Source organism: Gloeocapsopsis crepidinum LEGE 06123, assembly GCF_015207655.1.
Taxonomy (GTDB): Bacteria; Cyanobacteriota; Cyanobacteriia; order Cyanobacteriales; family Chroococcidiopsidaceae; genus Gloeocapsopsis; species Gloeocapsopsis crepidinum.
The window spans coordinates 34260-59494 of the sequence record NZ_JADEWN010000004.1; the positions used below are offsets into that span (position 1 = coordinate 34260).

Below are 25235 nucleotides of genomic sequence, written 5' to 3' on the forward strand. Positions count from 1 at the left end.
CCCCGATCCCCAACCGCAATAAGGTCTTAAAATAGATTGTATAGAATTGTATATTTTCTCAAGCAGAGATATATTGTATGGCTCCTGCTGTTTTAATCGAGAATTTAAAGAAACGCTACGGCTCCACTGAAGCTGTCAAAGATGTCTCCTTTCAGGTTGAATCAGGAGAAATATTTGGAATTTTAGGTCCAAACGGAGCCGGAAAGACAACAACACTTAGAGTTTTGTGTACTCTGGCAACACCAGATGCGGGAAATATAGCTGTCTCTGGCATCTCAGTCGTTGATAAACCCAGAGAAGTGAGAAAAAAACTCGGCTATGTAGCTCAGGAAGTAGCGCCCGATAAAATTCTGACAGGGCGCGAATTATTACAACTGCAAGCAGCACTGTATCACCTTCCCAAAGCAGTTGCTAAAGAAAGAATTAAGAATGTTATTGATTTACTAGGCTTAGAAGAATGGGCAGATAAGCGGACAGGGACATATTCTGGCGGAATCCGCAAGCGTTTAGACCTCGCCGCTGGTTTACTTCATGCACCAGACGTTCTCGTTTTAGATGAACCGACGGTAGGGCTTGACATTGAAAGTCGCTTCGTTGTTTGGGATTTCTTGCGCCAAATTCGAGCAGCAGGGACAACAGTATTAATGACAAGCCATTATTTAGAAGAAATAGATGCCCTGGCAGATCGCGTCGCTATTATTGATCGCGGCAAAGTTATAGCTGTAGGAACTCCATCAGAATTAAAAGATCGCGTTGGTGGCGATCGCATTACCTTACGCATTCGCGAGTTTTCCCCAGAAGAAGAAGCAGAAAAAGCAAAAAACTTACTAGAAAGCTTACCTTTTGTTCAAGAAGTTATCATTAATAGCGCTCAAGGTAATTCACTTAATTTAGTTGTCACTCCACAAAATGATGCCTTAAGTGCTGTTCAGCGATCGCTAGACTCTGTGGGTTTACCCGTTTTTGGTATCGCCCAGTCACGCCCTAGCTTAGACGATGTTTATCTCGCTGCGACGGGAAAAACACTCATGGATGCTGAACTAGCAGCAGTGGGAAGTCGCGATCTCAAAGCGGAACGCAAGCAAAATATGCGATAACTCCTGATTTGTTGGTCACATTAACTTCACAATCCTAAATCTAAAACTGTTATGAGTGGTACTGTTACACCTCCTAAATTGGACAACTGGCAGCAAATAGCATCCCCCCAACTTAATACGGGTGCTACTCCCAGCTTCTTAAGTGAAATAGTTCAAGAAACACTTGCTTTGACTCGCCGGTTGTTTATTCAGCTAAAACGACGTCCCTCAACGTTAGTTGCTGGAATCATTCAGCCAGTCATGTGGCTGATTCTCTTCGGTGCACTGTTTCAAAATGCTCCCCAAGGATTATTTGGCACCAGCCAAAGTTATGCGCAGTTTCTTGGCGCTGGCATTATTGTTTTTACTGCTTTTGCTGGCGCACTCAATGCCGGATTACCAGTGATGTTTGACCGCGAGTTTGGCTTTTTAAATCGTTTACTCGTCGCACCATTGGCTTCTCGGTTTTCCATTGTTTTAGCTTCAGCAATTTTTATTATTACTCAAAGTTTACTGCAAGCCGCTGTCATCGTTACCGCAGCAGCCTTCCTTGGTGCGGGACTACCTGATATAGCAGGGTTGAGTGTGATTACACTTGTTGTTTTTTTACTTGCTTTAGGTGTAACAGCTTTAAGTTTAGGTTTAGCTTTTGCTTTACCTGGTCATATTGAACTAATTGCTGTTATTTTTGTAACAAACTTGCCATTGTTGTTTGCAAGCACTGCCTTAGCTCCTTTATCATTCATGCCTAAGTGGCTACAAGTTGTGGCAACCTTAAATCCGCTCAGTTATGCGATTGAACCAATTCGCTATCTTTACACTCATAGCAATTGGCACTTCAGCAGTGTCGTTATGCAAGCACCTTGGGGAACAATTACTTTTGGTGGAGCGTTGCTAGTATTAGTTGGCTTTAGCCTTGTTGCTTTACTTAGCATTCAACCACTATTGCGCAAGTCACTTGCGTAAGATATAAGCATCACAACAGTATTTACCCAATCAATACTATGAAAATACCGCGGATCTTATTTGCTCAAATTATGTTAGGTACAGTAGCTGGAGTTGGTCTAGCATGGCTACTTCCTAAACCTAGTTTGGCTCAAGCAACGAATAGTGCCGATCCCCAAGAAATTTTTAGAACAGAACGCAATAGCGATCCATTTTCTAGCCAGAATACAAATGATTCATGGGGGATGTTTGACTTAATTCATCGCGCTCAACTAGGAACTATGCGCGATCCATACGAATATGCTAACGAACAAAATCAGAACATCAATTCAGCAGCATCAGCATTCCGCGAAAGGCAAAGGCAGCTAATGCAACAACCTAGCCAACAGCCAGTTGCTCCAGCTAATTCAGTGCCGCCAACAATTCGCTTAGAAAATTAAAATTCAAACAGCACTTTTGAGAAGCCACAAAGCACGAAACATCTTTGTGGCTAATATTTTTACGTACAGACTTAAAGTCCTAGTGCAGTGAGAACATCGCTTGCATGAGTTGCCGTGTTCACCGCACTGTCTATATGAGCGATTTTACCCTGAGGATCGATGACATAAGTGACGCGCTTAGCATAGCCACCACCGTCTACATCATAAGCTTTAATAATTGATCCGTCCGTATCTGCTAGCAACGGAAAATTCAAATTATACTTCTGCGTAAATTGCTGGTGGGAAGCTTCGTCATCTTTGCTTACGCCCAAAACAACAATATCTTTGTTTTGATAATCGGGTTGGGCATCGCGAAAGCTACAAGCTTGTTTAGTACATCCAGGGGTGTCGTCTTTGGGATAGAAGTACAAAACAACCGTTTTACCTGCAAAGTCAGATAGCGAGACAGTGTTGCCATTTGTATCTTTGGCGGTAAAAGTAGGAGCATCAGTACCAACTGCTAAAGTCATACTTGCATCTCTCTAGTTCTAAGGTTAATTGCTGATCTATTTATCAAAATTATTCTATCGCTTAATCTATCTACACATTACAGCGATCGCAACCTGATGTGCTTAGTATTACGTAATTGTACTTAACCTTTAGAAATTTAGTGGTTTTCTTTTAGCTGTAAAAACTATCTGATTTATTTAATTTAAGAAAAGACTTAATACATAAATGACATTACTGGAAGCAATTAAGTGATTATTAAGGCACGATGAACAAGATTGTTAAAAACATCTAGCTATATAAATTAACCGTGAAAATGCTGAGACCACTCTAGGCAAAGAAGCTCTTTATAGTTAACTTGATAACTAGTTAACTGGTGAAATTACGTAGTTTTGGATAGGTTTTGGTTCTACCAAAATACTTACTAAGACACAATTTGACCTACTACATTAGGCTCAGGTTTTCTCAAGAATGCCTTCCTCTAACAAAAACTTGTCAGTCTCAGTCATTATTCCAGTACACAACGGAGGAGAGAGCTTCCGGCGTTGCTTGTCTAGCATAGCGGCTGCTGTTCCTCCACCCCATGAAGTTATTGTTGTAGCTGATGGAGATACTGATGGCTCTTGGTGCGTAGCACAAGAATATTACACCACAGTACTGAGAATACCTGTATGTAGTGGACCAGCACAAGCACGTAACTTAGGTGCGCGGACTGCTACGGGTGATATATTATTCTTCGTAGATGCCGATGTCACAATTTATCCTGATACAATTCGCCAGGTGGCGATCGCCTTTAGTTGCGAACCAGAAGTGGCAGCAATGATTGGTTCATATGATGATGCACCAGGTGCTAAAAATTTTCTGTCGCAGTACAAAAATCTCTTGCATCACTATGTTCATCAAACTGCGTGTGAGGAGGCTTCAACTTTCTGGGGGGCTTGTGGTGCAATTCGCCGTGAAGTTTTTTTTGCAGTAGGTGGTTTTGATAATCGTTACCGACGTCCCACAATTGAAGATATTGAACTAGGCTATCGATTAAAGCAAGCTGGCTACACCATTAAACTTTGTAAATCACTACAGGTTAAACATTTAAAACACTGGGGAGTTATTTCCTTACTACGAGCAGACTTTTTCTATCGCGCGCTTCCTTGGACAGAGTTAATTTTACGCGATCGCCAACCTCTCAACGATTTGAACTTACAACTTTTGAGCCGTCTGAGTGTTATTTCAATATTTGCATTATTAGGTGCAGCAATTGCTAGTTTGTGGTGGACAGCTTTGCTGGGTGGTGTTGTTGTATTCAGCGGAGTACTGCTAGTACTTAATGCTCCAGTGTATAGCTTTTTTGTGCGTCAACGTGGCTGGTGGTTTGCACTGCGAGTCATTCCTTGGCATTGGCTTTACTATTTTTACTGCGGTTTAGCGTACGCTATTGGGACAAGTCGCCATTATTGGCGTCAAAAGAAGCAACTTGCTTTTGGCAATTAACTTTTAGCGAACCTAACACACCAGAAAGCTTGTGGTTTAGCAACCGTAGAGTAGCTACTTGTTTTTGCGTTAGTAGCGATCGCTGCATATGAGCTTATTTAAAAGTTTTCCTAACTAATTAAAGAATTTCCTCACGGAGTTATATTTATGCATTCTCCTGTAGTCATTATCGGTGCAGGTCCAGCTGGTCTTACAGCTGCATATGAACTTGTCAAAAATGGTGTTGAGCCGACTGTTTTTGAAAAAGGCGACAAAGTTGGTGGAATCTCGCGTACAGAAACTTACAAAAGTTATCACTTTGATATTGGCGGACATCGCTTTTTTACCAAAGTGGAAGAAGTACAACAACTATGGCTAGAAGTTCTTGGCGATGAGTTTATTAAAGTTCCCCGATTATCACGAATTTACTATAAAGGTAAATATTATAATTATCCATTAAGCTTATTTAATACTTTAACTAATTTAGGTATTTTTGAAAGCTTTTTGATTTTACTTAGCTACCTCAAAGTGAAATGGCAGCCTAATCCTATAGAAGAAAATTTAGAACAGTGGGTCATTAACCGCTTTGGCGAACGACTTTATAAAACATTTTTTAAAACTTACACTGAAAAAGTTTGGGGAATTCCCTGTAACGAAATTCAAGCAGAATGGGCGGCGCAGCGCATTAAGGGATTGTCACTCAAAAAAGCAGTTACAAATGCTTTATTTGGAACGAATAATACTAAAACCTTAATTAAAGAATTTGACTACCCTGTTCTTGGTCCAGGAATGATGTGGCAAAAGTTTCAAACAGCAGTGGAAGATAGAGGCGGTCAAGTACATCTTAATAGTGGTGTTGTTCGTTTAGAGCGTAATGATAAGCGAATTGAGCGTGTAGTTGTTCAACAAGATGGCAAACTTATCAGTGTCGCGGCAGATTATTTTATTTCCAGTATGCCGATCGCAACATTAATTCATCGCCTCGATCCTCTACCACCAGATGAAGTCTTACAAGCTGCTAGAAAGCTGAATTATCGAGATTTCTTAATTGTAGCACTTGTGGTTAATCGCGAACATTTATTCCCAGATAACTGGATTTATATTCATAGCTCAGAAGTTAAAGTAGGACGCATTCAAAACTTCAAAAATTGGAGTGCAGCAATGGTTCCTGACTCAACCAAAACTTGTTTGGGAATGGAATATTTCTGTACAAAAGGTGATGGTATTTGGACAATGTCTGATACCGAATTACTAGATTTAGCAACAAGTGAACTTGATAAGTTAGGTTTAGCAGATGCTATTGATGTAGAAGATGGAGTTGTCATTCGTCAACCTAAAGCCTATCCAGTTTACGACCATGAATACCGCCGTCATCTCACAGTCATTCAGGACTATTTAGCAACGTTTGAGAACTTACAAACAACTGGTCGCAATGGAATGCATCGTTACAACAATCAAGATCACTCGATGTTAACAGGATGGTTAGCTGCTAAAAATATTCTGGGTGAAGAACACAATTTGTGGGAAGTTAACACTGAACGTTCTTATCACGAAGAATTCATGACAACATCGAAGCCAAGTAGAGTATCTAATAATTTACAGCCTGACCTTGCTCTACGGTGATTATTTTTTATTAAGGTTTAAATATGAAAAAGCTACTGTTTTTTAGATATGAGTTTTCTATTATTTAATAGTAGCCTCTTTCTTTCTAATTAACACCTAAAAATTTCTCTGTAATATTGAAGCAAGACTTGGGGTTGATTTATACAGTATGAATAGCTATACATCTGTAAAAAGCGATCGAGCTTATATGTTGTTTGTTTCTATAGTCATTCCAGTCTTCAATGACGCTAAGCGGTTAAAACTCTGCTTAAATGCTTTAGAAAATCAAACTTACCCCAAGCATTTGTATGAAGTTATTGTTGTTGATAATGGTTCAAATAAAGAACAGAATATATCTGGTTTAGTTACTCAATTTGAACAAGTACGAATTACTGATGAAAGTTCACCAGGTTCTTATGCTGCCCGTAATAAGGGAATATCTATAGCAAAGGGAGAAATTGTTGCATTTACAGATGCAGACTGTATTCCTACTATAAATTGGATAGAAAATGGTGTAAAAAATTTATTACATACTCCTAATTGTGGCTTAGTTGCGGGGAAGATAGACATTTTTTTCAAAGATCCTAATCATCTATCAGTAGTAGAACTGTATGAAAGCATCATGGCTCTACCACAAATGGAGTTTTTAAAAAAACATAATTATGGTGCTACAGCTAATGTTTTTACTTTGAAAAGTGTCATAGATAAAGTAGGTTTTTTTGATGCAAATTTAAAGTCTAGTGGAGATGTTGAATGGGGACAGCGTGTAGCTGCTTACGGTTATGGACAAATTTATGCAGAAGATACTTGTGTTGCGCATCCTGCAAGACATTCTTTCCAAGATTTATATAAAAAGACTGTGCGTTATGCAGGAGGAAGCTATGACTTACAAATTAAAAGATCTAAATCAGCTTGGGAGAGAAATAAAAAATTTATTATTAGTGTGATTCAGGATTTAATACCACCTTTAATTTTTACTTGTAATGTCTTTCTAGACTCACGCTTAAAAAACTTTAGGCAAAAAAGTCAGGTTTCTTTAGTAATGTTCTTTATAAGATATATAAGTGTATGGGAAAAAATGCGCTTAAAATTTGGTGGTTACTCTACTAGAGAATAAATAATTAAATTTTGAAAAAGTCTTATGTTGTCATGAACATTGCTTTTATAGTACGCAGTTTTCCTGTTTTATCAGAAACCTTTATTATTAATCAAATAACAGGCTTGATTGATCGAGGATACAAAGTAGATGTATATGCTGAAGAACAAGGTGATATTCATAATGTGCATCCTGATGTCCTTAAATATCGTCTTCTTGACTACACTTACTATATGCCCTCAATTTCACCTAACTTATTGACACGTTTGCGGGATGGCATAAAAATTTTAACTACTAATTTTTGGCAAGATCCAAAAAAAATTGGTCAATCTCTTAATATTCTAAAATATGGTAGTCCTGCACTTTCTTTATGGTTACTATATACAGCTATTCCCCAATTTAAGAAACAATACGATATTATTCATTGTCAGTTTGGTACTTCCTGTTTTCGAGGAATGGCATTTCAAACTATGAATGCACCTAATGCAAAGCTGCTTACTATATTCCGTGGTGATGATATTAGTCGATTCGTTAAAGAAAAAGGCGATCGCATTTATAATCAACTTTTTGAAACTGGAGATTTTTTTCTAGCTAACTGTGAATATTTTAAAAGCCGTGTTATCCAATTGGGCTGTGACAAAAGTAAAATTAAAGTGCATCGCTCTGGGCTTGACTGTAATAAATTTGCCTTTACTCCTCGTTACTTTCCTGCTGATGAAAGAGTAAAAATAGTTACTACAGGAAGGTTAGTAGAAAAGAAGGGAATAGAATATAGCATTCGTGCTTTTAATAAAGTAGCTAAAACTCATCCTAATCTTGAGTACAATATTATTGGTGATGGACCATTAAGAGAACATCTACAACAACTAATTCAAGAACTAGGTGATAGTCAAAAAATTAACTTGCTAGGTTGGAAAAACGAAGAAGAAATTATTAAAATTCTTAATCAATCTCATATTTTTGTTGCACCTAGTGTCACTGCTGCTGATGGAAATCAAGATGCTCCTGTTAATGTTTTAAAAGAAGCAATGGCACTCGGATTACCTGTTATTAGTACTTATCATGGTGGTATTCCAGAGCTTGTAGAAGATAGTATTTCTGGGTTCCTCGTTTCTGAAAAAGATGCAGATGCTTTGGCAGAAAAATTAAATTATTTAATAGAACATCCTGACCTATGGGAAAAAATGGGTAGAGCAGGTCGTCATTGTGTAGAAAATTACTATAATTTGGACAACTTAAATAATCAGCTAGTGCAGATTTATCAACAACTATTAAATACGGTTTAAGAGATTCATTAGAAATGAAATCTGTAAATGTTATTAATAAAAAAATATTATATTCCTTAAACATATTCTGCGGTTTTTGAATAATTAATGGCTAGTAATTATGAATTTATTACCAATGGAAAAACAAGTAACGCTTGTTATCGTGCCTCGCGAACGTTTCAGTTATACTCGTGAGTCGATAGAAAGTATTTACGAACACACAAAAATTCCTTTTCATGTAGTCTATGTAGATGGAAATTCTCCTCCTGCTGTGCAACGTCATCTTCAACAACAAGCACAAGATAAAGGATGGGAACTGATTCGGACGGAGTATTATCTTTCTCCTAATCAAGCAAGAAATCTTGGGCTGGCGCGAGTAAAAACGCAGTACGTTATCTTTGTTGACAATGATGTTATTGTTTCACCTGGATGGTTAAGTGCATTGGTACAATGTGCCGATCAAACTCAGGCTACAGTTGTTGGACCTTTAGTTTGTCAAGATCGCCCAGTACATGAAGTTGTGCATTGTGCTGGAGGCGAAAACCACATTTGGATAGATAACACAGGCGATCGCACGCGACGGCGTTTGCGCGAGAAAATGTACAAACAAGGACAGCGAGTTGCAAACGTACAGAATTCACTACAACGTCAACAAACTGAACTTGCAGAATTTCACTGCGTATTAGTGCGTACCGAAATTTTTCAACGCATTGGTTTTCTAGATGAAGCCATGCTTAACACTAAAGAACACTTAGATTTTTGCATGAGTGTCATGCAAGCAGGAGGCACAGTATACTTTGAGCCTACTTCTATTGTGACTTACGTACCAGGACCACCTTTGGTATTAAGCGATCTTCATTACTATATACTGCGCTGGAGCGATGCTTGGACGCTTTCTAGTCTTCACCACTTCCGTGACAAGTGGAATCTAGCAGAAGATGGTTACTTCCAGACTAAGTATAAAAAAGTTGGCTGGAGACGTAAAGCAACCATTGTTAACCCAATAACTCGCTTTCTAACTTTTGGACTCAGTACTCGTTTATTCGATCCAATTTTCATTCCTTTAGACAAGGCGATCAATCACTACCTAACTAAACGCCATACTCAAACTCAGCTTTACAACAAGCCTCAATTACAAACAAATATATCTGAACGATCTGATTAATATGCCGCCTGAAACATTTTACACGCCTGAGAGTATGCTTAGGCATCCGCTTCGGCTATTTCGACTCATGTGGCGAGACTTACTTGCTTCTCGCGAACTAGCTTGGCGGCTAATGGTACGAGATCTGAGCGCTCAATATCGTCAGTCATTACTAGGAATTACTTGGGCTTTTTTACCACCAATTATCATGGCAGCCGGATTTACGCTTGCAGGTGAAGCAAATGTTATCAATGTTGGTGCTACAGATCTCCCCTATCCAGCTTACGTCATGTTCAGTACAGCACTGTGGCAGACATTTGTAGAATCATTAAATGGTCCAGTGCAAGCAGTCACATTGGCAAAGCCAATGTTGGCTAGAGTCAACTTTCCTAGAGAAGCAATTATCTTAGCCAAAGTAGGGGAAGTATTTTTCAACTTTGCGATCAAATTAGTTTTGATTGTAGCGCTGTTTATCTGGTTCCAAATTCCTACACACTGGACAGTCATCTTAGCTCCAGTAGCACTAATTCACTTAATTATGTTGGGAACTTTTATCGGTACACTATTAGCTCCATTGGGAGTTTTGTATCAAGATGTTTCTAAAGGACTGACTATTATTACAGGATTTTGGCTGTTCTTAACTCCCGTTATTTATCCAGTTCCCAATGAGGGAATTTTTGGCTCGCTAGTTAAGCTTAATCCTGTTACTCCTCTCTTAGTAACTACTAGAGAATTAGCAACAACAGGAGTTGTATCGGATGCTCATCAGTTTTGGGTAGTCAGTGTTATGACAATATTTGGCTTATTACTAACATGGATTGGGTTTCGGATCGCTATGCCATATGTCATTGAGAGGGTAAGTTCATAATGATTGCTGAGCTTAAAAACAAAATAATTGCGACTCAGAATAAAGACAGTGAAGTCGTTATTTCTGTTGAAGAAGTCTCTAAGAAATTTTGTCGCGATCTGAAACAGTCTTTGTTTTATGGAGTTCAAGACATTGCCACTGATTTGATTGGAGGACGCAGAAAAAGTCAATATCTCAGATCAGGCGAGTTTTGGGCTTTAAAAGATGTTGGCTTTCAATTGCGACGAGGAGAAGCACTTGGATTAGTAGGTGCAAATGGCTCTGGAAAAAGCACATTATTACGCATTATTAGTGGTTTAATTAAACCTGATACTGGCATTGTCAAAGTAAAAGGAAGAGTAGCTCCACTTATTGCTTTAGGTGCAGGCTTTAACCCAATTTTGACAGGTAGAGAAAATATTTATGCCAATATGTCAATTTTGGGATTGCCTACTAAAAAAATTAAAAAATTATTTGATGATGTCGTAGATTTTGCCGAAATTTGGGAGGCGATAGATGCTCCTGTACAAACATACAGTTCAGGAATGGCAGCACGGTTAGGATTTGCTTGCGCAGTTCATATTGAACCAGATGTTTTGTTGATTGATGAAGTATTAGCTGTTGGGGATGTCAAGTTTAAGATGAAGTGTCATCAACGGTTAGCAAAACTCCGCGAGAAAGGTACTGCTTTTATATTAGTTACTCATAATCCACACAGTACTTTGAATGTCTGTGATTCCGCAATATATCTAAAAAAAGGTCAATTAATTCAATCAGGAGAAAGTGAAGTCATTATTCGCAAGTACGAAGAAGATTTGTGTTTAAATGGCGTTGGCAGTACCACAGGAATAATGGTATTACCGAGAAAGCAAAATGATGATTTAGGGTTAGATATTTTGTCTCTAAGTTTTAGAGATGAGCATAATCATGTTTTGCCTCATCTTTTAACAGGAGAACCAGCTTACTTGTGTGTAGAATGTATTGCTCATAAACCAATTAATAATACCAATTTGGGAGTTCAGATTAAGTCTTTATCAGGAGAGAACGATTTAGTTTTATATTTAACATCTACAAGCGACCAATGTAAATTAAAGATACCAAGAGGTAAAGTAGAAATACGAATGAAAATGCCATACTGTGGTTTAGTTCCTGGAGTTTATACCTCTAAAATATATCTACGAGATGGCATACGTACTTTCGATAGTGTTGAGGCTTTTAGGTTTACAGTTAAAGCAAATAGAAATACTAGTAAATGCTTATTTTATCAACCACGTGAATGGGAAATAGTTCTCAAGTAAACGACAAAAAACATATAAAAAATTTATGATAAACCATCAGCTTTTATTTTCAATTATTATTCCTACCTACGCTCGTCCTGAACGTCTTAATACTTGTCTTACAGCGATCGCACAACTCGACTATCCACGCGATCGCTTCGAGGTAATTGTTGTAGATGATGGTAGCCCAATGCCATTAGAGCCTATCGTTGCACCTTTTCACAATCAAATCGCTCTAACCCTCATTAAACAACTCAATGCTGGACCTGCTTCAGCCCGCAATCATGGTGCAGCAAAATCTCAAGGTAAGTTTCTTGTCTTTACTGATGATGACTGTACGCCTACTCTCAATTGGTTAACAGCTTTAGAACAACGTTTTAAAACAGCACCAGAGTGTCTTATTGGTGGCAAAACACTAAACGCATTACCTAATAATCTTTATTCAACTGCAAGTCAAATATTAATTGATTATCTGTACGCTTACTATAACTCTACAACACAGCAAGCACAATTTTTTGCCTCAAATAACTTTGCTTTATCTGCAGAATTATTTCGTACTCTCGGTGGCTTTGATACGACTTTCCCACTAGCAGCAGGAGAAGATCGAGAATTTTGCGATCGCTGGTTATATCAAGGTTATCAAATGGTATATGCTCCAGAAGTGCAAATTTACCACGCACACAAATTATCATTACGTTCATTTTGGCGTCAACATTTTAACTATGGTCGTGGGGCTTTTTGCTTTCACCAAGTACGTTCTCGACGTAATGTAGAGCGCATCAAAGTTGAATCTTTGTCTTTTTATTTTAATTTACTCATATATCCGTTATCGGTGCGATCGCCTCAACCTGCATTTTTATCTTTGTTATTGCTGTTATCGCAAATAGCTAACATTTCTGGATTTTTTTGGGAAAAATATAGTCAGAATTATAATTCGATGTCATCCCAAACTGCAGCATAAAAATTTAATACACACAGCCAATGTTAGATTCAAAAACTGTTATGACTTTTGTTCGGAAAGAACCTCACTATACCTTTGGGGTTGTCTGTTTATTTTTTCTTATCAGTTTCATTGGTCTTTTGAATCATGAGATGTGGTTAGATGAACTCCAAGCATGGCTTATAGCTAGAGATAGTACATCTTTGGTTAATCTATTCCAGAATTTGAGATATGAAGGACACCCAGGATTATGGCACATTGGTTTGTACTTAATTAGTAGATTTACACAAAATCCAATTGCTATGCAGTTCTTTCATCTGAGTATTGCTACAGCAAGTACATATATCTTTGTAAGATTTTCACCTTTTACTAGGTTACAAAAAATATTATTTTCTTTTGGCTACTTTCCTCTCTACGAATATAACATTATCAGTAGAAATTATAGTCTTGGTTTGTTATTCATTTTTCTTTTCTGTGTACTGTTCCCAAAACGCGCAAATCACTACTGGTTGCTGGCAATCATTCTGGCTTTGTTAGCAAACACCAATATTTATAGTTTTATTATCTCAATTTGTTTATTATTAACTTTAATTATTGATTATTTTTATAATCAGAATTTACTTAAAGCAGTTGTACCTCGAAGTAAAAATACTTTATTAAGTTTTATTCTTGTACTTGCTGGTTACATAATTGCACTTATTCAAGTCATTCCTCCTGACGATGCTAAGTTCACTGGAAGTGCAAAGCTTTTTACTGAATCTAATGTTTTAGTAAACAACATTAAGCATTTCGCTTATGTTCTCATGACAGTTTGGAGAAGCTATGTTCCAATACCTAATATTTTTGATTTCCATTTTTGGAATACTAATTTACTAATTGAAGGTGCTGGAATATTTAGATTTTTTGCACTTCTCTTATCTCTAGGCTTATTAATTTTCTCTATAGCTATTTTTATACAAAAACCAATTATACTTTTTTTGTATACCTCAGGTACCTTAGGAATTTTATTGTTTGCACACATCAAATTTTTAGGTTACTTAAGGCATCACGGGCACTTATTTATTTTATTTATAGTGTGCTTATGGCTTGCTAGCTATTACCCTAGACAATATTTTTTTAACAGCAGCATTAATAGACTATCTAAGTTTTTCACTAAATATAAACAACCAGTTATCATGATTATTTTATATATTCATGTAGTAGCTAGTATATTTACTTATACTATGGATTTATTATATCCATTCTCTGCTAGCAAAGAAGTTGCTCAAATTATCAAGAGTCAAGAGCTAGATCAGTATTTAATTTCTGGTAGTAAAGATTATGCAGTAGCTCCTCTGGCTGCTCTTTTAAACCAAAGTATATATTATTTAGAGAGCGATCGCTTAGGAAGATTTATTAATTGGAATCAGAGAAAAAATTTAGATGAGGCAGAATTTGTTCGTAGATTAGAGAATATAGTTCAGAATAATACTACAGTTTTAGTACTCAATCACGAAATTTATAACAAAGTATATAAACTCTTAAATGTTTCTCAAATATTCAAAACAAACAAAAGTATTGTTCAAGGTGAAGATTACTACTTATATTTAGTTAAGAGAAGTAAATTGCTTGTAAAATAGCAGATGAGTAGACTTACTACATAAGTCACAAATGCCCTTCAACAAGATTTTTACGAGTAAGTCCACGGAGGTAGGCTTTAGCAGCGAATGAATTCGCACTCGCATTCTTAGTTTCAAAGCAGGAAATTACGGTTTCAAGCATTCCTTGCTCAGGTGTGGTGAAATGATTAGCTAATAGAAGTTTTAATTCCTGAGGCTATTAAGGAATTCTTGTTTTTGAGCAAACTTGTCAGAGAAATAGTTAGTAATCTCTGTGCGAGTCAGTGGTATAACTTTTGTTTCAGAGCGGATTGGCTGTAAGCAAGCGTGCAGACTGCAATGGGAATTGCTAGCCTTCCTATAAACATACGCGATACTCAAACCAGGTATCCGAAAGTAATCGCCTATTTGTAGTTCTTGGAAAGTCATAGAAGTATAGAGGTACAAAGTTAATTCTCACTTTAGTGTACCTCTTGGTCTTTTTCTCGATCTTGAATGAACATTAGACTTTGTGGCATTAGTAGGAAAAAGGTTAAAGGTTAAAGGCAATTTTTATAGCGATTTTTAGTACTTTTGTAAGAGGTTAATTGACTAGCTTTACTCGATACGATCATTGCTGGCAGATGCCGTTACACTTGCTTTCACTGCGCCGTAGTCTTCACGCAGGCTTTGAGAATAGAACTTAGTAGTATAAAAAGTCCTTTCCACCTTTGGAAAGGACTATGCAGAGCAACTGTTGTGAACAATAAGGGATTAGTTACTGAGTATCAGTGTTGCTTTGTTCAGAATTGCTTTGTGTCGGACTCTCAGTTGAATTAGTTGTCTCACTACTTTGTGTCTCTGGTGCTGAAGTTGTACTACTGTCTTCTGATTGCGATTGTGTGGGTTCTGGCTGAGTTACTGGTGCTGGTGAAACAGGACTAGGACTGGGAAGTGTAATATTGACGTCTGGTGCTTCTGGGGCTGGTGCTTGTTGTTGGGGAACTGGAACCGGAATAGGAACTTCTCTAACTCTGTCAATAATTGTTGTTTGGTTTTCAGGCGCGGGACTTACTGCTGGTGATGGTTCGCTGTTAGGTGCTGGAACAACAATATTTGTGTTTGTGGGAACAGGTTCATTACGTTGATTGAGTAGCCAAATGCCGCCAGCCGTCAAAGCTGCTAGTGAAGCAAGGAGAATACCAAGCAACAAGCCACGGGAAGCATTTTCATTATCTCTTACAGCTAAAACTTCTTCTTGATACAGATTTTCTGATACTTGACCTTGAACATAACCTTCGCGGTATGCTTCAGTGTTGCTACTTGCACTGCTATTTACTGTTTCATTTGTACGCGTAACATTAGTATGAGTGTTGCCATTTCCATCAGTGTGTGTTTCTTGGCGTTCGCGGTTATAGCTTTTGTAATCGTTAGGGTTAGTAGGCATAGCTTTAAAGTTACTCTCTCACAAGGATGAACAAGTTAGTAGAATTTACGTAGATTAAAGTATTTTTTAATACTAATCTTTTGGATTGCTTTTAGAATAACTTCTGCGATCGCTCGTTTAGCTCTGTCTGGAGTAATGCTTTTTTCTTCTATCTAGAGATATAATTTGCTAAGCTGTATCATCTTTTTTGAATTTTCCTTGTAATTACGCTTGACATCAGTAAGCTTTATGTATCAATAAGTGGTATTTTGCCTACATCTCCTTTTTGTTAGAGATGTTCTCAATGCATTAGTCCACTTGCAATTAGCAACCTGATGTTTAGTAAATTCTCAATAACTTCTATTACCAATACAAAATATTAAGAATCATAAAGGTAATGACTGGAAGGCTGGAAACCTAATATTCTCGTGGATAGACTAGGCAACAGTGCAAATGTACTGTTATTTCTTAGATATATTCCAAGTGTGGCACTATAGCCTAGATGATTCCAGTTCAACTAACACTGAAAAATTTCTTGAGCTACCGCGATGTCACCCTTGACTTTTCGGGGCTGCATATTGCTTGCATTTGTGGTTCTAATGGTGCAGGCAAATCTTCCTTACTTGAAGCAATGACCTGGGCAGTATGGGGACAAAGCCGTGCTGCTGCTGAAGACGATATCATCCATACAGGAGCTAAAGAAGTTCAAGTAGATTTTATTTTTACGAGTAATCAACAGCAATATCGCGTGATTCGGACTCGCCATCGCGGACAAAGTAGTTCGCTAGAGTTTCAAATTGCAACACCGAATGGCTTTCGGGCTTTGACAGAACGAGGTGTTAGAGCAACACAGCAATTAATTCTGGAACATATCAAGCTTGATTACGATACTTTTATCAATTCAGCGTATCTTCGTCAAGGGCGTGCAGATGAATTTATGCTCAAACGCCCTACTGAGCGCAAAGAGATTTTAGCTGAGTTGCTTAAACTGAATCAATATGACGACTTAGAGGAAAGAGCAAAAGATTTATCGCGATCGCTAAAAGGCAAAGCAGAAGAACTTGAACGGACTTTAGCAGGAATGCAAAGCCAGTTGCAGCAAAAAGAGGCGATCGCATCATTACGCGCACACTTAGAAGCACAACACAATCAACTGCAACAACAGCAAGCTTTTGACACAATTCAACTACAAAGCTTACAAGTCGTTCAACACCAGCGACAAACGTGGGAGCAACAGCTAGGGTTTTTACAACAGCAGCATCAAAATTTAACACAAGATAGCGATCGCTTAGCAGAAGAACGTCGTGCAATCAACGAACAGCTATCCGCCATTGAGGAGATTCTCAGTCACACCGATGAGATTCATGCAGGCTATGCTAAGTACGAAAGCTTGCAAACTGAGGAAGAAACGCTTTCGGCTAAATTCCAAGAACATTCTCGTATAACTATGCAATTGCAGCACTTGCAGCAACAACTCACGCAGCAAGTTAATGAAATTCGCTCCGCACTGCAACACGCCGAAGCACAATTTGCAGCTTTACAACAGCAAGAACAAGAAATTCAGCAAACGTTACAAAAATCTGCTGAAGTCGAAACAGGATTAGCACAACTTACCACCGCCCGCAATCGACTAACACAGTTGGATCAGTTGCAACTTCAAGTAACACCACTATTGCAATACCGCATTACAATTCAAACGCAACTCGAACGAGTACAAGCACGCATTCAGGTGCGACTCGAAGAACTGCAAGCTTCGGAACACCAACTTACCCATCAACAACAACGCCAACCGCAATTGCAGCAAGCGGTGATGGATGTGGCGGTACAACTTGATCAACTAGAGAAAAAGCGCGTTTACCTCGAAAGAGTCCGCGAAAAAGGACAAGAACGACGTCATTTTATGGAACGCCTGCAAGCGCATCAACGCGATTATGAAAAACAAATGGGCGAACTAGAGCAAAAATTACAAATGCTGCAACATCCTGATGCGACTTGTCCATTGTGCGATCGCCCTTTAACTGAACACCATTGGCAAAAAGTTGTCGAAAAAACCCAAACTGAACAGCAAGAAATTCAACAACAGTTTTGGGTCATCCGCGAACAAATGGCAGTGTCTGAACGTGAAATTCAGGTGTTGCGTCAAGAATATCGCGAAATTTCGCAAGAACTTTCAGGATACGATTCTTTGAGAGAACAACGCGGACAACTCGCCGCCCAACTCGAAGCAACAGATGACGTACAACGCCGTTTACAGCAAATTGTTAGTGAAAAACAACAATTAGAGCGATCGCTAGCGCAAAACGATTATGCATTAGATAAACAAGCAGAACTACAGCAAATTGAGCAACAACTGCAACAGTTAAATTACAACGAGAAAGATCATGCTTTAGCCCGCAGTGAAATTGAGCGGTGGCGGTGGGCAGAAATTCGTCAAGGACAATTGAAAGATGCTCAAAAACGATTGTCTCAAATTTTACAACGTCAACCTCAAATTCAAGCCCAAATTGAGCAATTCAATCAAAAAATTGTCGAACAGCAAACTTATTCTGAATGTGCTAAACAAATTGCTGAGTTAGAAGAACGCATCAAGATAATTAACTACGCACCCGAACAACATAACACCACCAGAGGAGCATTACGTAAAGCTCAAACATGGCAAGTTCGCTATCAACAACTGAAAAATGCCCAAGAGCAGTATCCGCAATTTCAAGCGCGATCGCAAGATCTCAAAGAAGCAATTCGATCGCGATCGGCTGAACGTCAAGTTCTCATAGCCCAAATGGAATCGCTGACTCAGCAACTCGAACAAACGCCTTTACCTACAGTAGAAATTCAAGCCTTAGAAGAACAACTTGCCTTGCGCAGACGACAGCTTGACGATCAACTCAGTCATTTAGGGCAACTTCAACAACAATTCAATCAACTTGAAGAATTACAAGCACAATATCAACACGGACAACAACAACTGCAAGCGACAAAACAACAGCAGCGCGTTTATCAAGAACTAGCACAAGCCTTCGGGAAAAATGGCATTCAAGCATTGATGATTGAAAATGTCTTACCGCAACTCGAAGCTGAAACTAATCAACTTTTGGCACGGTTAAGCGCAAATCAACTTCACGTCCAATTTGTCACTCAAAAAGCTGGACGGAGTGGAACGAGAAAAAAAGCAACCAAAATGATTGATACGCTTGATATTCTCATTGCCGATGCCCGCGGTACAAGACCTTATGAAACTTATTCAGGAGGAGAGGCGTTTCGGATTAACTTTGCCATCCGCCTTGCATTAGCTAAACTTCTCGCCCAACGAGCAGGTGCAGCGCTACAATTGCTAATTATTGATGAAGGCTTTGGCACTCAAGATCAAGAAGGATGCGATCGCTTAATTGCTGCAATCAACGCGATCGCTAATGATTTTGCCTGTATCCTCACAGTGACGCATATGCCTTACTTTAAAGAAGCTTTCCAAGCCCGAATTGAAGTTGCTAAAACCCAAAATGGTTCGCGTTTGAGCCTAGCAATTTAAAATTTAGGACACTACTGAGATAATACAGAATATTTGAATCTGAGGATTATTCATCATGCGTTCTAGAGCAATCGAAATGTTTCTCGCAATTGGACTCGCTGCAACTGTTTCAGCGTGTAACGGTACAACGACAACTCCTGAGGGAGAAGCCGGTGAGGCTGGTGAAGTTGGAGAACCAACACAAACTCAACCTGTTGTTCCTGGTGGAGAAGCCGATGAGGCTGGTGAAGCTGGTGAAGCTGGTGAAGCTGGTGAGGGTGGCGAAGATTAACTCAAAATAACAAACGATGCAGGGCAGTAATAAATTAAATTTACTTACACGTGTCCTGCATTATTTCCAAGGTGACATAACTCGTAACGGTAAACGCGATCGCTACAACGAATCAATCATGATTTTATTCATCGATGACGTTCTTACTCCAGCAGAACTTGCACAAATCACGACAAAACTCAAAAATGCTGAGTTTGTTGATGGTAAACTGACAGCAGGATGGCATGCTAAAGAAGTAAAAAATAATACGCAACTTAAGAGAGATTCGGCAATAACCCAAGAACTGCGCTCCGTTGTTCATCAAGCACTGCAACGCAATCGACTGTTTCAAACTGCCATACAACCAAAAGCAATACGTCCAGTAATATTTAGTTGCTACGAACCAGGAATGTACTATGGCTACCACGTAGATAATGCTTTAATGGGAACACCCCTGATGCGCTCAGATGTCTCATTAACACTATTTCTGAGTTCTCCTGATACCTACAAAGGTGGTGAACTTGTCGTTGAAACTTCGTTAGGCGAACAGACTTTTAAACTTGCTGCTGGATCGGCGATCGCTTATCCCTCTTCAACTTTACATCGCGTCGAACCTGTCACAACTGGAATCCGACTTGCAGCTGTTACTTGGATACAAAGCTTTATCCGCGATCCAAACGAGCGAGAAATTCTATTTGATTTGAATACTACCAAACAAGCCATGTTCGAGAAATATGGTAAAACACTAGAATTTGACCTTATTTGCAAAACTCATGCTAACTTGCTCCGCAAATGGGTTGATATTTAGCTAATTCTTATCCACCTCACCAAGAAGCAATCAAAGTCTTGACATCTGGCTAGCTGCAACAATTTGTTCTGTAGTAAGGTTTATCTGTGGGAAAGTTAGCGAGATAATGCTATCCGCACCTTTGAAAGCTTGTGTTTGATACTTGCTATCGACTAGCTGATGAACGAAAACAGTAGGAAATTTTGGCGAACCCAAGATAGTGCGAGAAGCGATCGCTAAATAATCAACAATCCAATACTCAGCAATTCCTAACCTTTGATACTCATCTAATTTATCGATATAATCATCTTCCCAATTCGTAGAAACAACTTCCACCGCAAGTTGAATTGGTTCAGTTACCGCGCCGTAAGCGGATACATTATTGTTCCACACACTTGATACCACACCAACATCGGGGTTTCTGCCTTGTTCTTTACCAGATGCTGTTACAGTTCGGATGATAATATCTTTATCAACAATGTAGTCGAGTCCTAACCGCCTGATTTCATCATTGAAAGCAAACATGAGAAACCTAGCGACATTTTTGTGCGCCCTCGTCGGTTCCACCTGAACAATTTCTCCATCCACAAGTTCAAAGGTACCTTTGCCCTCTGGGTATTGTTCAAGAAATTCGATGAAATTTAGTTTTCTTGGCGTTGTCGTACTCATACAATTTTAGAATTGCGTTTTTTAGCGTATTGGTCAAACACTGTGCTATCTAATCATCACTAGCCTCTTTGCTACTCCAAAAGTCTTGTAGCGTTGAATCATTAATAATGTAAGCTGCATCACCATCGCGGATCGCACGTTTACCCAATCGGGGAAAGATCCCAATATCGCAACGAACTTTTTCACCACCCATTAAATAAACGAGATCTTCATTGAAAGGATTGCGGAGATGATGTGGTTGTTGCGGCAGCCCAAAACCCATAAAGTCACCTGAACTCACTTCATATTCGTTGTCTCCAATTTCTGCTATACCTCTGCCTGAGAGAATGTAAATCCACTCTTCCTCGTGATGGTGCAGATGATAAATAAAAGATTCTTTTTTTGGTGGTATGCGGGCAAGTGTAATGGCAAGATGCTTTAACCCAACTACGCGACTGATAGTCCGCAGATAAACTTCTGAGTTGGGATTGAGTGGATGGTGAAATTCAAACTCATCTATGGAGTTAATAGCTGACGCTTTTAGTAAAGAATGCGGTTGTTCATCCATAGCAACTTACGATCTCATCTAAAGTTGATAGCGCGAAAAAAATAAGCTTAAGATTAACTTATTAGTCTCATAGCCTGTTCTTAACACTACTTTTGTAAGTTTTCTGCATAACTCTACATATGAAAGCATGAGCAGGTTAAACAGTATAAAGGCGATCGCCCCACTTCGTCTGCTAAATCAAGCGCTGGAAAGTATTTTGCAATTTTGGAGGGCAAGGTTACTTAGGCGATTTGTTTTGATTGTCTTGGCTGTATTTATCGTAGCAATCTTTGACTCAACTGCTGCAAGACCAATAATGGGCAGTCTTAAGCAACCAAAGGTAATTGTCATCTCAATCGATGGTGCAATGCCATCAACAGTCGATCGGTATTTATCTACAGGTGTACTTAAACCAGATCGAGGTATAGGACGATTAAAACAACTGGGAGTTTCTGCTCTACAAAATATCACAGTCACCCCATCACTAACGGCTCCAGCTCATATTGCTATAGGCACAGGTTCTACAGCGGTAAGCAATAATATCAATGCTAATAATTTCCACTTAGTTGTCAGCCCATTTACACAGAATATTAGTGGCTTTGCTGCTCCAATTGGCGGTTATTCAATTGGTAGAGATGGTTCAATTAACGATCGTGCTCAAACTGCTGAGTCACTCTGGGTTGCATTGCGAAATCAAGGTAAAAAGGTTATTGCAGCAACCTTTCCTGGTGCGGATGGAGTAGATATTACTATACCTGGCATTGACGACAGCCCGATTCTGCAACCAGCGAGCGATCGCACAGTAGACTACACTATACCTTATGGGACATTTGGCGGCGTGGGAGCTAGAGGCTTCAGCTTAACAGCAGCAGATTTTAGTTCAGCCCCTCGTAGCACAACTGAACAACTGGTAGCTGCCGCAAGAGTATCATACAGCCCGATTCTGCAAAAATCGACTCCCCTTGATAGCTTTACAGTTGGGGGAGTTGATTACATTATTCAAGTTGCAGCACTTGATACTACTGATGATCAGAAGGTCAACTACGATACTTTAGTCTTTTTTGACCAAAATCAAGGCATTCAGCCTGAACCTTTTAACTTACCATCTACAGGTCCTGCTTATGTTTGTGCTGGCGATCGCACTTCTCGCCGATTTTACCTAGAAGGTAACGAGAATAAAGCAGGAACGAATTTTTATGTCACAAATCTTGCTGCTGATTTATCCCAGGTTCGGATTGCTCGCTATTCTGTTAACTATATTCCCCGTAACTCAGCAGTTTTAGCAGATGTAGATGATATCAATAACAATGTTGGGTTTTGGGTTTCCGAAGCAGACTTCCGCATTCCGCAGCAAATTAGCCCTGGATTTACAGATTTTCCTGAAGTAGAACGAGAAGCAATTTATCAAGATCAAGTCCGCACCTTCGTAGACTACCAAACTCGCATAGCTTTGCGGGGGATTAGTCAGAATCGCGATGCCGATTTGGTACTTACTTATATTCAGCAACCAGATGGCGCTTGGCATCAGTTTTTACTAGCAGATTTGCGTCAACCTTCTGAGATTAGTGACCCGAACTCAATTGGTACTAACCAAGACCAAGAAAAGATTAAGCGCTACCAAAGTTACTTGCAATCAGCTTATCAAGTTGCTGATGATGCTGTTGAACGAATTATTCAAGCCGTTGGCACAGATCGTTTCGGTAGACCCAGAAGTAACATTATTTTACTTTCTGACCACGGGTTTGAAACTTTTCATACCGCAGTGAGTATCAACAATTTTCTGAGTAGCAGAGGCTTTGATATTACCAAAGTACGAGCTGTTTCCTCTGGTCCTGCGGTAAACATTTACATCAACTTACAAGGTAGAGAACCAGATGGTACTGTCACGCCACAAGAGTACGTCAATCTGCAACAGCAGCTGATCCAAGCTTTAGGAGAATTAGTGGATACTAATCCCAATTACACGCACGATCAAGTTGCACCTGTTTTCTCTCAGATTTACAGTCGTCCTGTTCCTAGCGATCCAAATGACCCAAGTTTTGGTCTAGACACCAATGAATTTATTGGTCAGGACTACGGTGATGTGTTTGCACTTCTTAATGTAGGCTATAACTTCGACGGTACTCAAAATCCAGTAGTACAACGCTTGGGAGATACAACTACTGAGAATCCTGTGCTGTCAGTACCAAGTTTTTATGGCGCGCATGGTTATGACGCAAATTTACCTTCTATGAGTGCAATTTTGTACGCTGCAGGACCTAATATTGGTCGAGGAACTATCCGTCAAGTGCGCAATATTGATATTGCTCCTACTATCAATCGACTTTTGAGGGTGAGATCTGCACCAACTGTGCAAGGTAAAGCACTTAATCTGGGTAGATTACCAGCATACAGGCAAATGCCCTCCGACTGAAGTCGGGGCTACCCAAGTAAAGTGTACCTTCGTACACTTGAACAAGGCTTTTACTAATGTGTCCACGGAGGTGGACTACCCTGCGGGAAGCCGCTTTGCGTCTATGTTTGTTTAGCGGTGAATTCATTTGCACTCGCATTCTTAGGTAGCATTTGTATAAAGCTTTATCAGGTTGTCACGCTTTCTTTGTTGATAACCTACCCTGTACAGGCTTTTCTCTTTTTCAAATGCTCTTTAACGCCAATACAGATCAACTATGCTACAAGTGTCTAAAACAGTCACTATTCCTGATAGCGAAATAGAAGTGAGTGCCGTTCGTTCTCAAGGGGCGGGTGGTCAAAATGTCAATAAGGTGGCGACAGCAATTCATCTGCGTTTTGACATCAAAGCTTCCTCATTACCTGATGTCTATAAAGAACGATTATTGAAACTAAGCGATCAACGCATTACTAAAGATGGAGTAATTGTCATTAAATCACAAGAACACCGCAGTCAAGAACAAAATCGTGAGGAGGCACTCAAACGCTTGCAAGATTTGATTCAAAGTGTCATGGTTGTTCCTAAAAAGCGCAAACCCACTAAGCCATCGTATCTTTCTCAGCAAAAACGGCTTGATAGTAAAAGCAAACGATCGCGGATTAAAGCAACTAGAAGGCAAGTGGATGAATGAGGTTATAGAGTGCGATCGCCTAACATAAGAAAGGGTCATCGCAGTACAAGCATTTTATGGCAACATATTTAGTGACAGGGGCAAATCGCGGTATTGGTTATGAATATTGCCGTCAACTTCAGCAGCGCGGGGATAGTGCGATCGCAGTTTGTCGAACAGCAACGGATGAGTTAAAGGCGTTAGGAGTTCGCTTAGAAGAAGGTATTGATATTACCTCTGATGCTTCAGTTGCAGATTTGCACAAGCGACTAGGAGAAACCCAAATTGATGTCTTAATCAACAATGCTGGCATTGTTAAGCGTGTTACATTAGAACATCTCGACTTTGATAGTATTCGAGAACAGTTTGAGGTTAATGCGCTTGGTGCATTGAGGGTAACTCAAGTGTTGCTTCCTCGCTTAAAATCTGGTGCAAAAGTTGTATTGATGACAAGCCGGATGGGTTCTATTGCAGATAATACTTCTGGTGGTTCTTACGGCTATCGGATGTCAAAAGTGGCGCTATCTATGGCAGGTAAATCGCTGGCTCATGACCTCAAACCACAAGGCATTGCCGTTGCTATTTTACATCCAGGCTTAGTACAAACTCGCATGACGAATTTTACAGCAAATGGCATTACACCGGAAGTAGCAGTGCAAGGATTGTTAGCAAGAATTAATCAGCTAACGTTGGAAAATACAGGGACTTTTTGGCACAGCAACGGTGAAATATTACCTTGGTAGAGATCTACGCAATAGAAGAACTTGCACCAAAATAACTGTATAGTTCTCACTTTGACTAAATTAGAGAAGGGGCTTTAAGGAATC

Annotated in this window: 22 protein-coding genes; 18 read left to right on the forward strand and 4 right to left on the reverse strand. The window is 39.3% G+C overall.

What is annotated here, in order from left to right; all coding sequences use genetic code 11:
- The first annotated feature begins 77 nt into the window (after positions 1 to 77).
- Genes IQ230_RS02375 through IQ230_RS02385 form a run of 3 tightly spaced genes read left to right on the forward strand, consistent with a single transcriptional unit; the run spans position 78 to position 2461 of the window.
- Positions 78 to 1097: an ABC transporter ATP-binding protein gene (locus tag IQ230_RS02375; protein WP_193930435.1), complete on the forward strand. Its 1020-nt coding sequence runs from the start codon at positions 78 to 80 to the stop codon at positions 1095 to 1097.
- Positions 1098 to 1148: 51 nt separating this feature from the next.
- On the forward strand, positions 1149 to 2042 hold the full coding sequence (locus IQ230_RS02380) for an ABC transporter permease (RefSeq protein WP_193930437.1): 894 nt from the start codon (positions 1149 to 1151) through the stop codon (positions 2040 to 2042).
- A 38-nt stretch (positions 2043 to 2080) separates the two neighbouring features.
- Positions 2081 to 2461, forward strand: a complete 381-nt coding sequence (locus IQ230_RS02385; RefSeq protein WP_193930439.1) for a hypothetical protein — start codon at positions 2081 to 2083, stop codon at positions 2459 to 2461.
- 71 nt (positions 2462 to 2532) lie between these two features.
- On the opposite strand, the gene IQ230_RS02390 is transcribed toward IQ230_RS02385, so the two are convergent.
- Entirely contained in the window at positions 2533 to 2970 is a 438-nt protein-coding gene (locus tag IQ230_RS02390) for a peroxiredoxin (RefSeq protein ID WP_193930441.1), read from the reverse strand.
- A 448-nt stretch (positions 2971 to 3418) separates the two neighbouring features.
- Here IQ230_RS02390 and IQ230_RS02395 point away from each other — a divergent pair, with 448 nt between their 5' ends.
- The 9 genes from IQ230_RS02395 (at position 3419) to IQ230_RS02435 (ending at position 14204) form a co-directional block, all read left to right on the forward strand.
- Complete coding sequence (locus tag IQ230_RS02395; RefSeq protein WP_193930443.1) at positions 3419 to 4435, forward strand: glycosyltransferase; 1017 nt, start codon at positions 3419 to 3421, stop codon at positions 4433 to 4435.
- A 147-nt stretch (positions 4436 to 4582) separates the two neighbouring features.
- Positions 4583 to 6037 (forward strand): NAD(P)/FAD-dependent oxidoreductase, encoded by a 1455-nt coding sequence (locus tag IQ230_RS02400; protein ID WP_193930445.1) that lies wholly within the window; start codon positions 4583 to 4585, stop codon positions 6035 to 6037.
- Positions 6038 to 6185: 148 nt separating this feature from the next.
- Positions 6186 to 7133 carry a glycosyltransferase gene (locus IQ230_RS02405; RefSeq protein WP_228054517.1) on the forward strand — a complete coding sequence of 316 codons (948 nt, stop codon included), beginning with the start codon at positions 6186 to 6188 and terminating at the stop codon, positions 7131 to 7133.
- A gap of 32 nt (positions 7134 to 7165) precedes the next feature.
- Positions 7166 to 8398: a glycosyltransferase gene (locus IQ230_RS02410; protein WP_193930447.1), complete on the forward strand. Its 1233-nt coding sequence runs from the start codon at positions 7166 to 7168 to the stop codon at positions 8396 to 8398.
- Positions 8399 to 8498: 100 nt separating this feature from the next.
- Positions 8499 to 9542, forward strand: a complete 1044-nt coding sequence (locus tag IQ230_RS02415) for a glycosyltransferase family 2 protein (protein WP_193930449.1) — start codon at positions 8499 to 8501, stop codon at positions 9540 to 9542.
- 34 nt (positions 9543 to 9576) lie between these two features.
- Complete coding sequence (locus IQ230_RS02420) at positions 9577 to 10389, forward strand: ABC transporter permease (RefSeq protein WP_228054518.1); 813 nt, start codon at positions 9577 to 9579, stop codon at positions 10387 to 10389.
- Positions 10389 to 11666 carry an ABC transporter ATP-binding protein gene (locus IQ230_RS02425; protein WP_193930453.1) on the forward strand — a complete coding sequence of 426 codons (1278 nt, stop codon included), beginning with the start codon at positions 10389 to 10391 and terminating at the stop codon, positions 11664 to 11666. The genes IQ230_RS02420 and IQ230_RS02425 overlap by 1 nt, the downstream gene beginning before the upstream one ends.
- Positions 11667 to 11691: 25 nt before the next feature.
- Complete coding sequence (locus tag IQ230_RS02430) at positions 11692 to 12606, forward strand: glycosyltransferase family 2 protein (protein ID WP_193930454.1); 915 nt, start codon at positions 11692 to 11694, stop codon at positions 12604 to 12606.
- A gap of 20 nt (positions 12607 to 12626) precedes the next feature.
- Entirely contained in the window at positions 12627 to 14204 is a 1578-nt protein-coding gene (locus IQ230_RS02435; protein ID WP_193930456.1) for a hypothetical protein, read from the forward strand.
- A gap of 736 nt (positions 14205 to 14940) precedes the next feature.
- On the opposite strand, the gene IQ230_RS02440 is transcribed toward IQ230_RS02435, so the two are convergent.
- Positions 14941 to 15609, reverse strand: a complete 669-nt coding sequence (locus IQ230_RS02440) for a hypothetical protein (protein WP_193930458.1) — start codon at positions 15607 to 15609, stop codon at positions 14941 to 14943.
- Positions 15610 to 16090: 481 nt separating this feature from the next.
- On the opposite strand from IQ230_RS02440, the gene sbcC reads away from it, so the two are divergent.
- The 3 genes from sbcC (at position 16091) to IQ230_RS02455 (ending at position 20172) form a co-directional block, all read left to right on the forward strand.
- Entirely contained in the window at positions 16091 to 19114 is a 3024-nt protein-coding gene (sbcC, locus tag IQ230_RS02445) for an exonuclease subunit SbcC (RefSeq protein WP_193930460.1), read from the forward strand.
- A 55-nt stretch (positions 19115 to 19169) separates the two neighbouring features.
- Positions 19170 to 19385 carry a hypothetical protein gene (locus tag IQ230_RS02450; RefSeq protein ID WP_193930462.1) on the forward strand — a complete coding sequence of 72 codons (216 nt, stop codon included), beginning with the start codon at positions 19170 to 19172 and terminating at the stop codon, positions 19383 to 19385.
- Positions 19386 to 19503: 118 nt separating this feature from the next.
- A complete protein-coding gene (locus IQ230_RS02455) occupies positions 19504 to 20172 on the forward strand; it encodes a Fe2+-dependent dioxygenase (RefSeq protein WP_193930588.1) in 669 nt (222 codons plus the stop codon).
- 30 nt (positions 20173 to 20202) lie between these two features.
- Here IQ230_RS02455 and IQ230_RS02460 read toward each other — a convergent pair whose 3' ends face one another.
- Together IQ230_RS02460 and IQ230_RS02465 are read right to left on the reverse strand one after the other, a co-directional pair.
- Positions 20203 to 20820 (reverse strand): Uma2 family endonuclease, encoded by a 618-nt coding sequence (locus IQ230_RS02460; RefSeq protein ID WP_193930464.1) that lies wholly within the window; start codon positions 20818 to 20820, stop codon positions 20203 to 20205.
- A 49-nt stretch (positions 20821 to 20869) separates the two neighbouring features.
- Positions 20870 to 21367 carry a cupin domain-containing protein gene (locus IQ230_RS02465; RefSeq protein ID WP_193930466.1) on the reverse strand — a complete coding sequence of 166 codons (498 nt, stop codon included), beginning with the start codon at positions 21365 to 21367 and terminating at the stop codon, positions 20870 to 20872.
- Between the two features lie 127 nt (positions 21368 to 21494).
- On the opposite strand from IQ230_RS02465, the gene IQ230_RS02470 reads away from it, so the two are divergent.
- The 3 genes from IQ230_RS02470 to IQ230_RS02480 all read left to right on the forward strand — a co-directional run bounded on the left by IQ230_RS02470 (position 21495) and on the right by IQ230_RS02480 (position 25151).
- A complete protein-coding gene (locus IQ230_RS02470) occupies positions 21495 to 23759 on the forward strand; it encodes an alkaline phosphatase family protein (protein ID WP_193930467.1) in 2265 nt (754 codons plus the stop codon).
- A gap of 265 nt (positions 23760 to 24024) precedes the next feature.
- Positions 24025 to 24429, forward strand: a complete 405-nt coding sequence (arfB, locus tag IQ230_RS02475; protein ID WP_439566099.1) for an alternative ribosome rescue aminoacyl-tRNA hydrolase ArfB — start codon at positions 24025 to 24027, stop codon at positions 24427 to 24429.
- A gap of 56 nt (positions 24430 to 24485) precedes the next feature.
- Positions 24486 to 25151: an SDR family oxidoreductase gene (locus IQ230_RS02480; protein ID WP_193930471.1), complete on the forward strand. Its 666-nt coding sequence runs from the start codon at positions 24486 to 24488 to the stop codon at positions 25149 to 25151.
- The last annotated feature ends 84 nt before the right edge of the window (positions 25152 to 25235 follow it).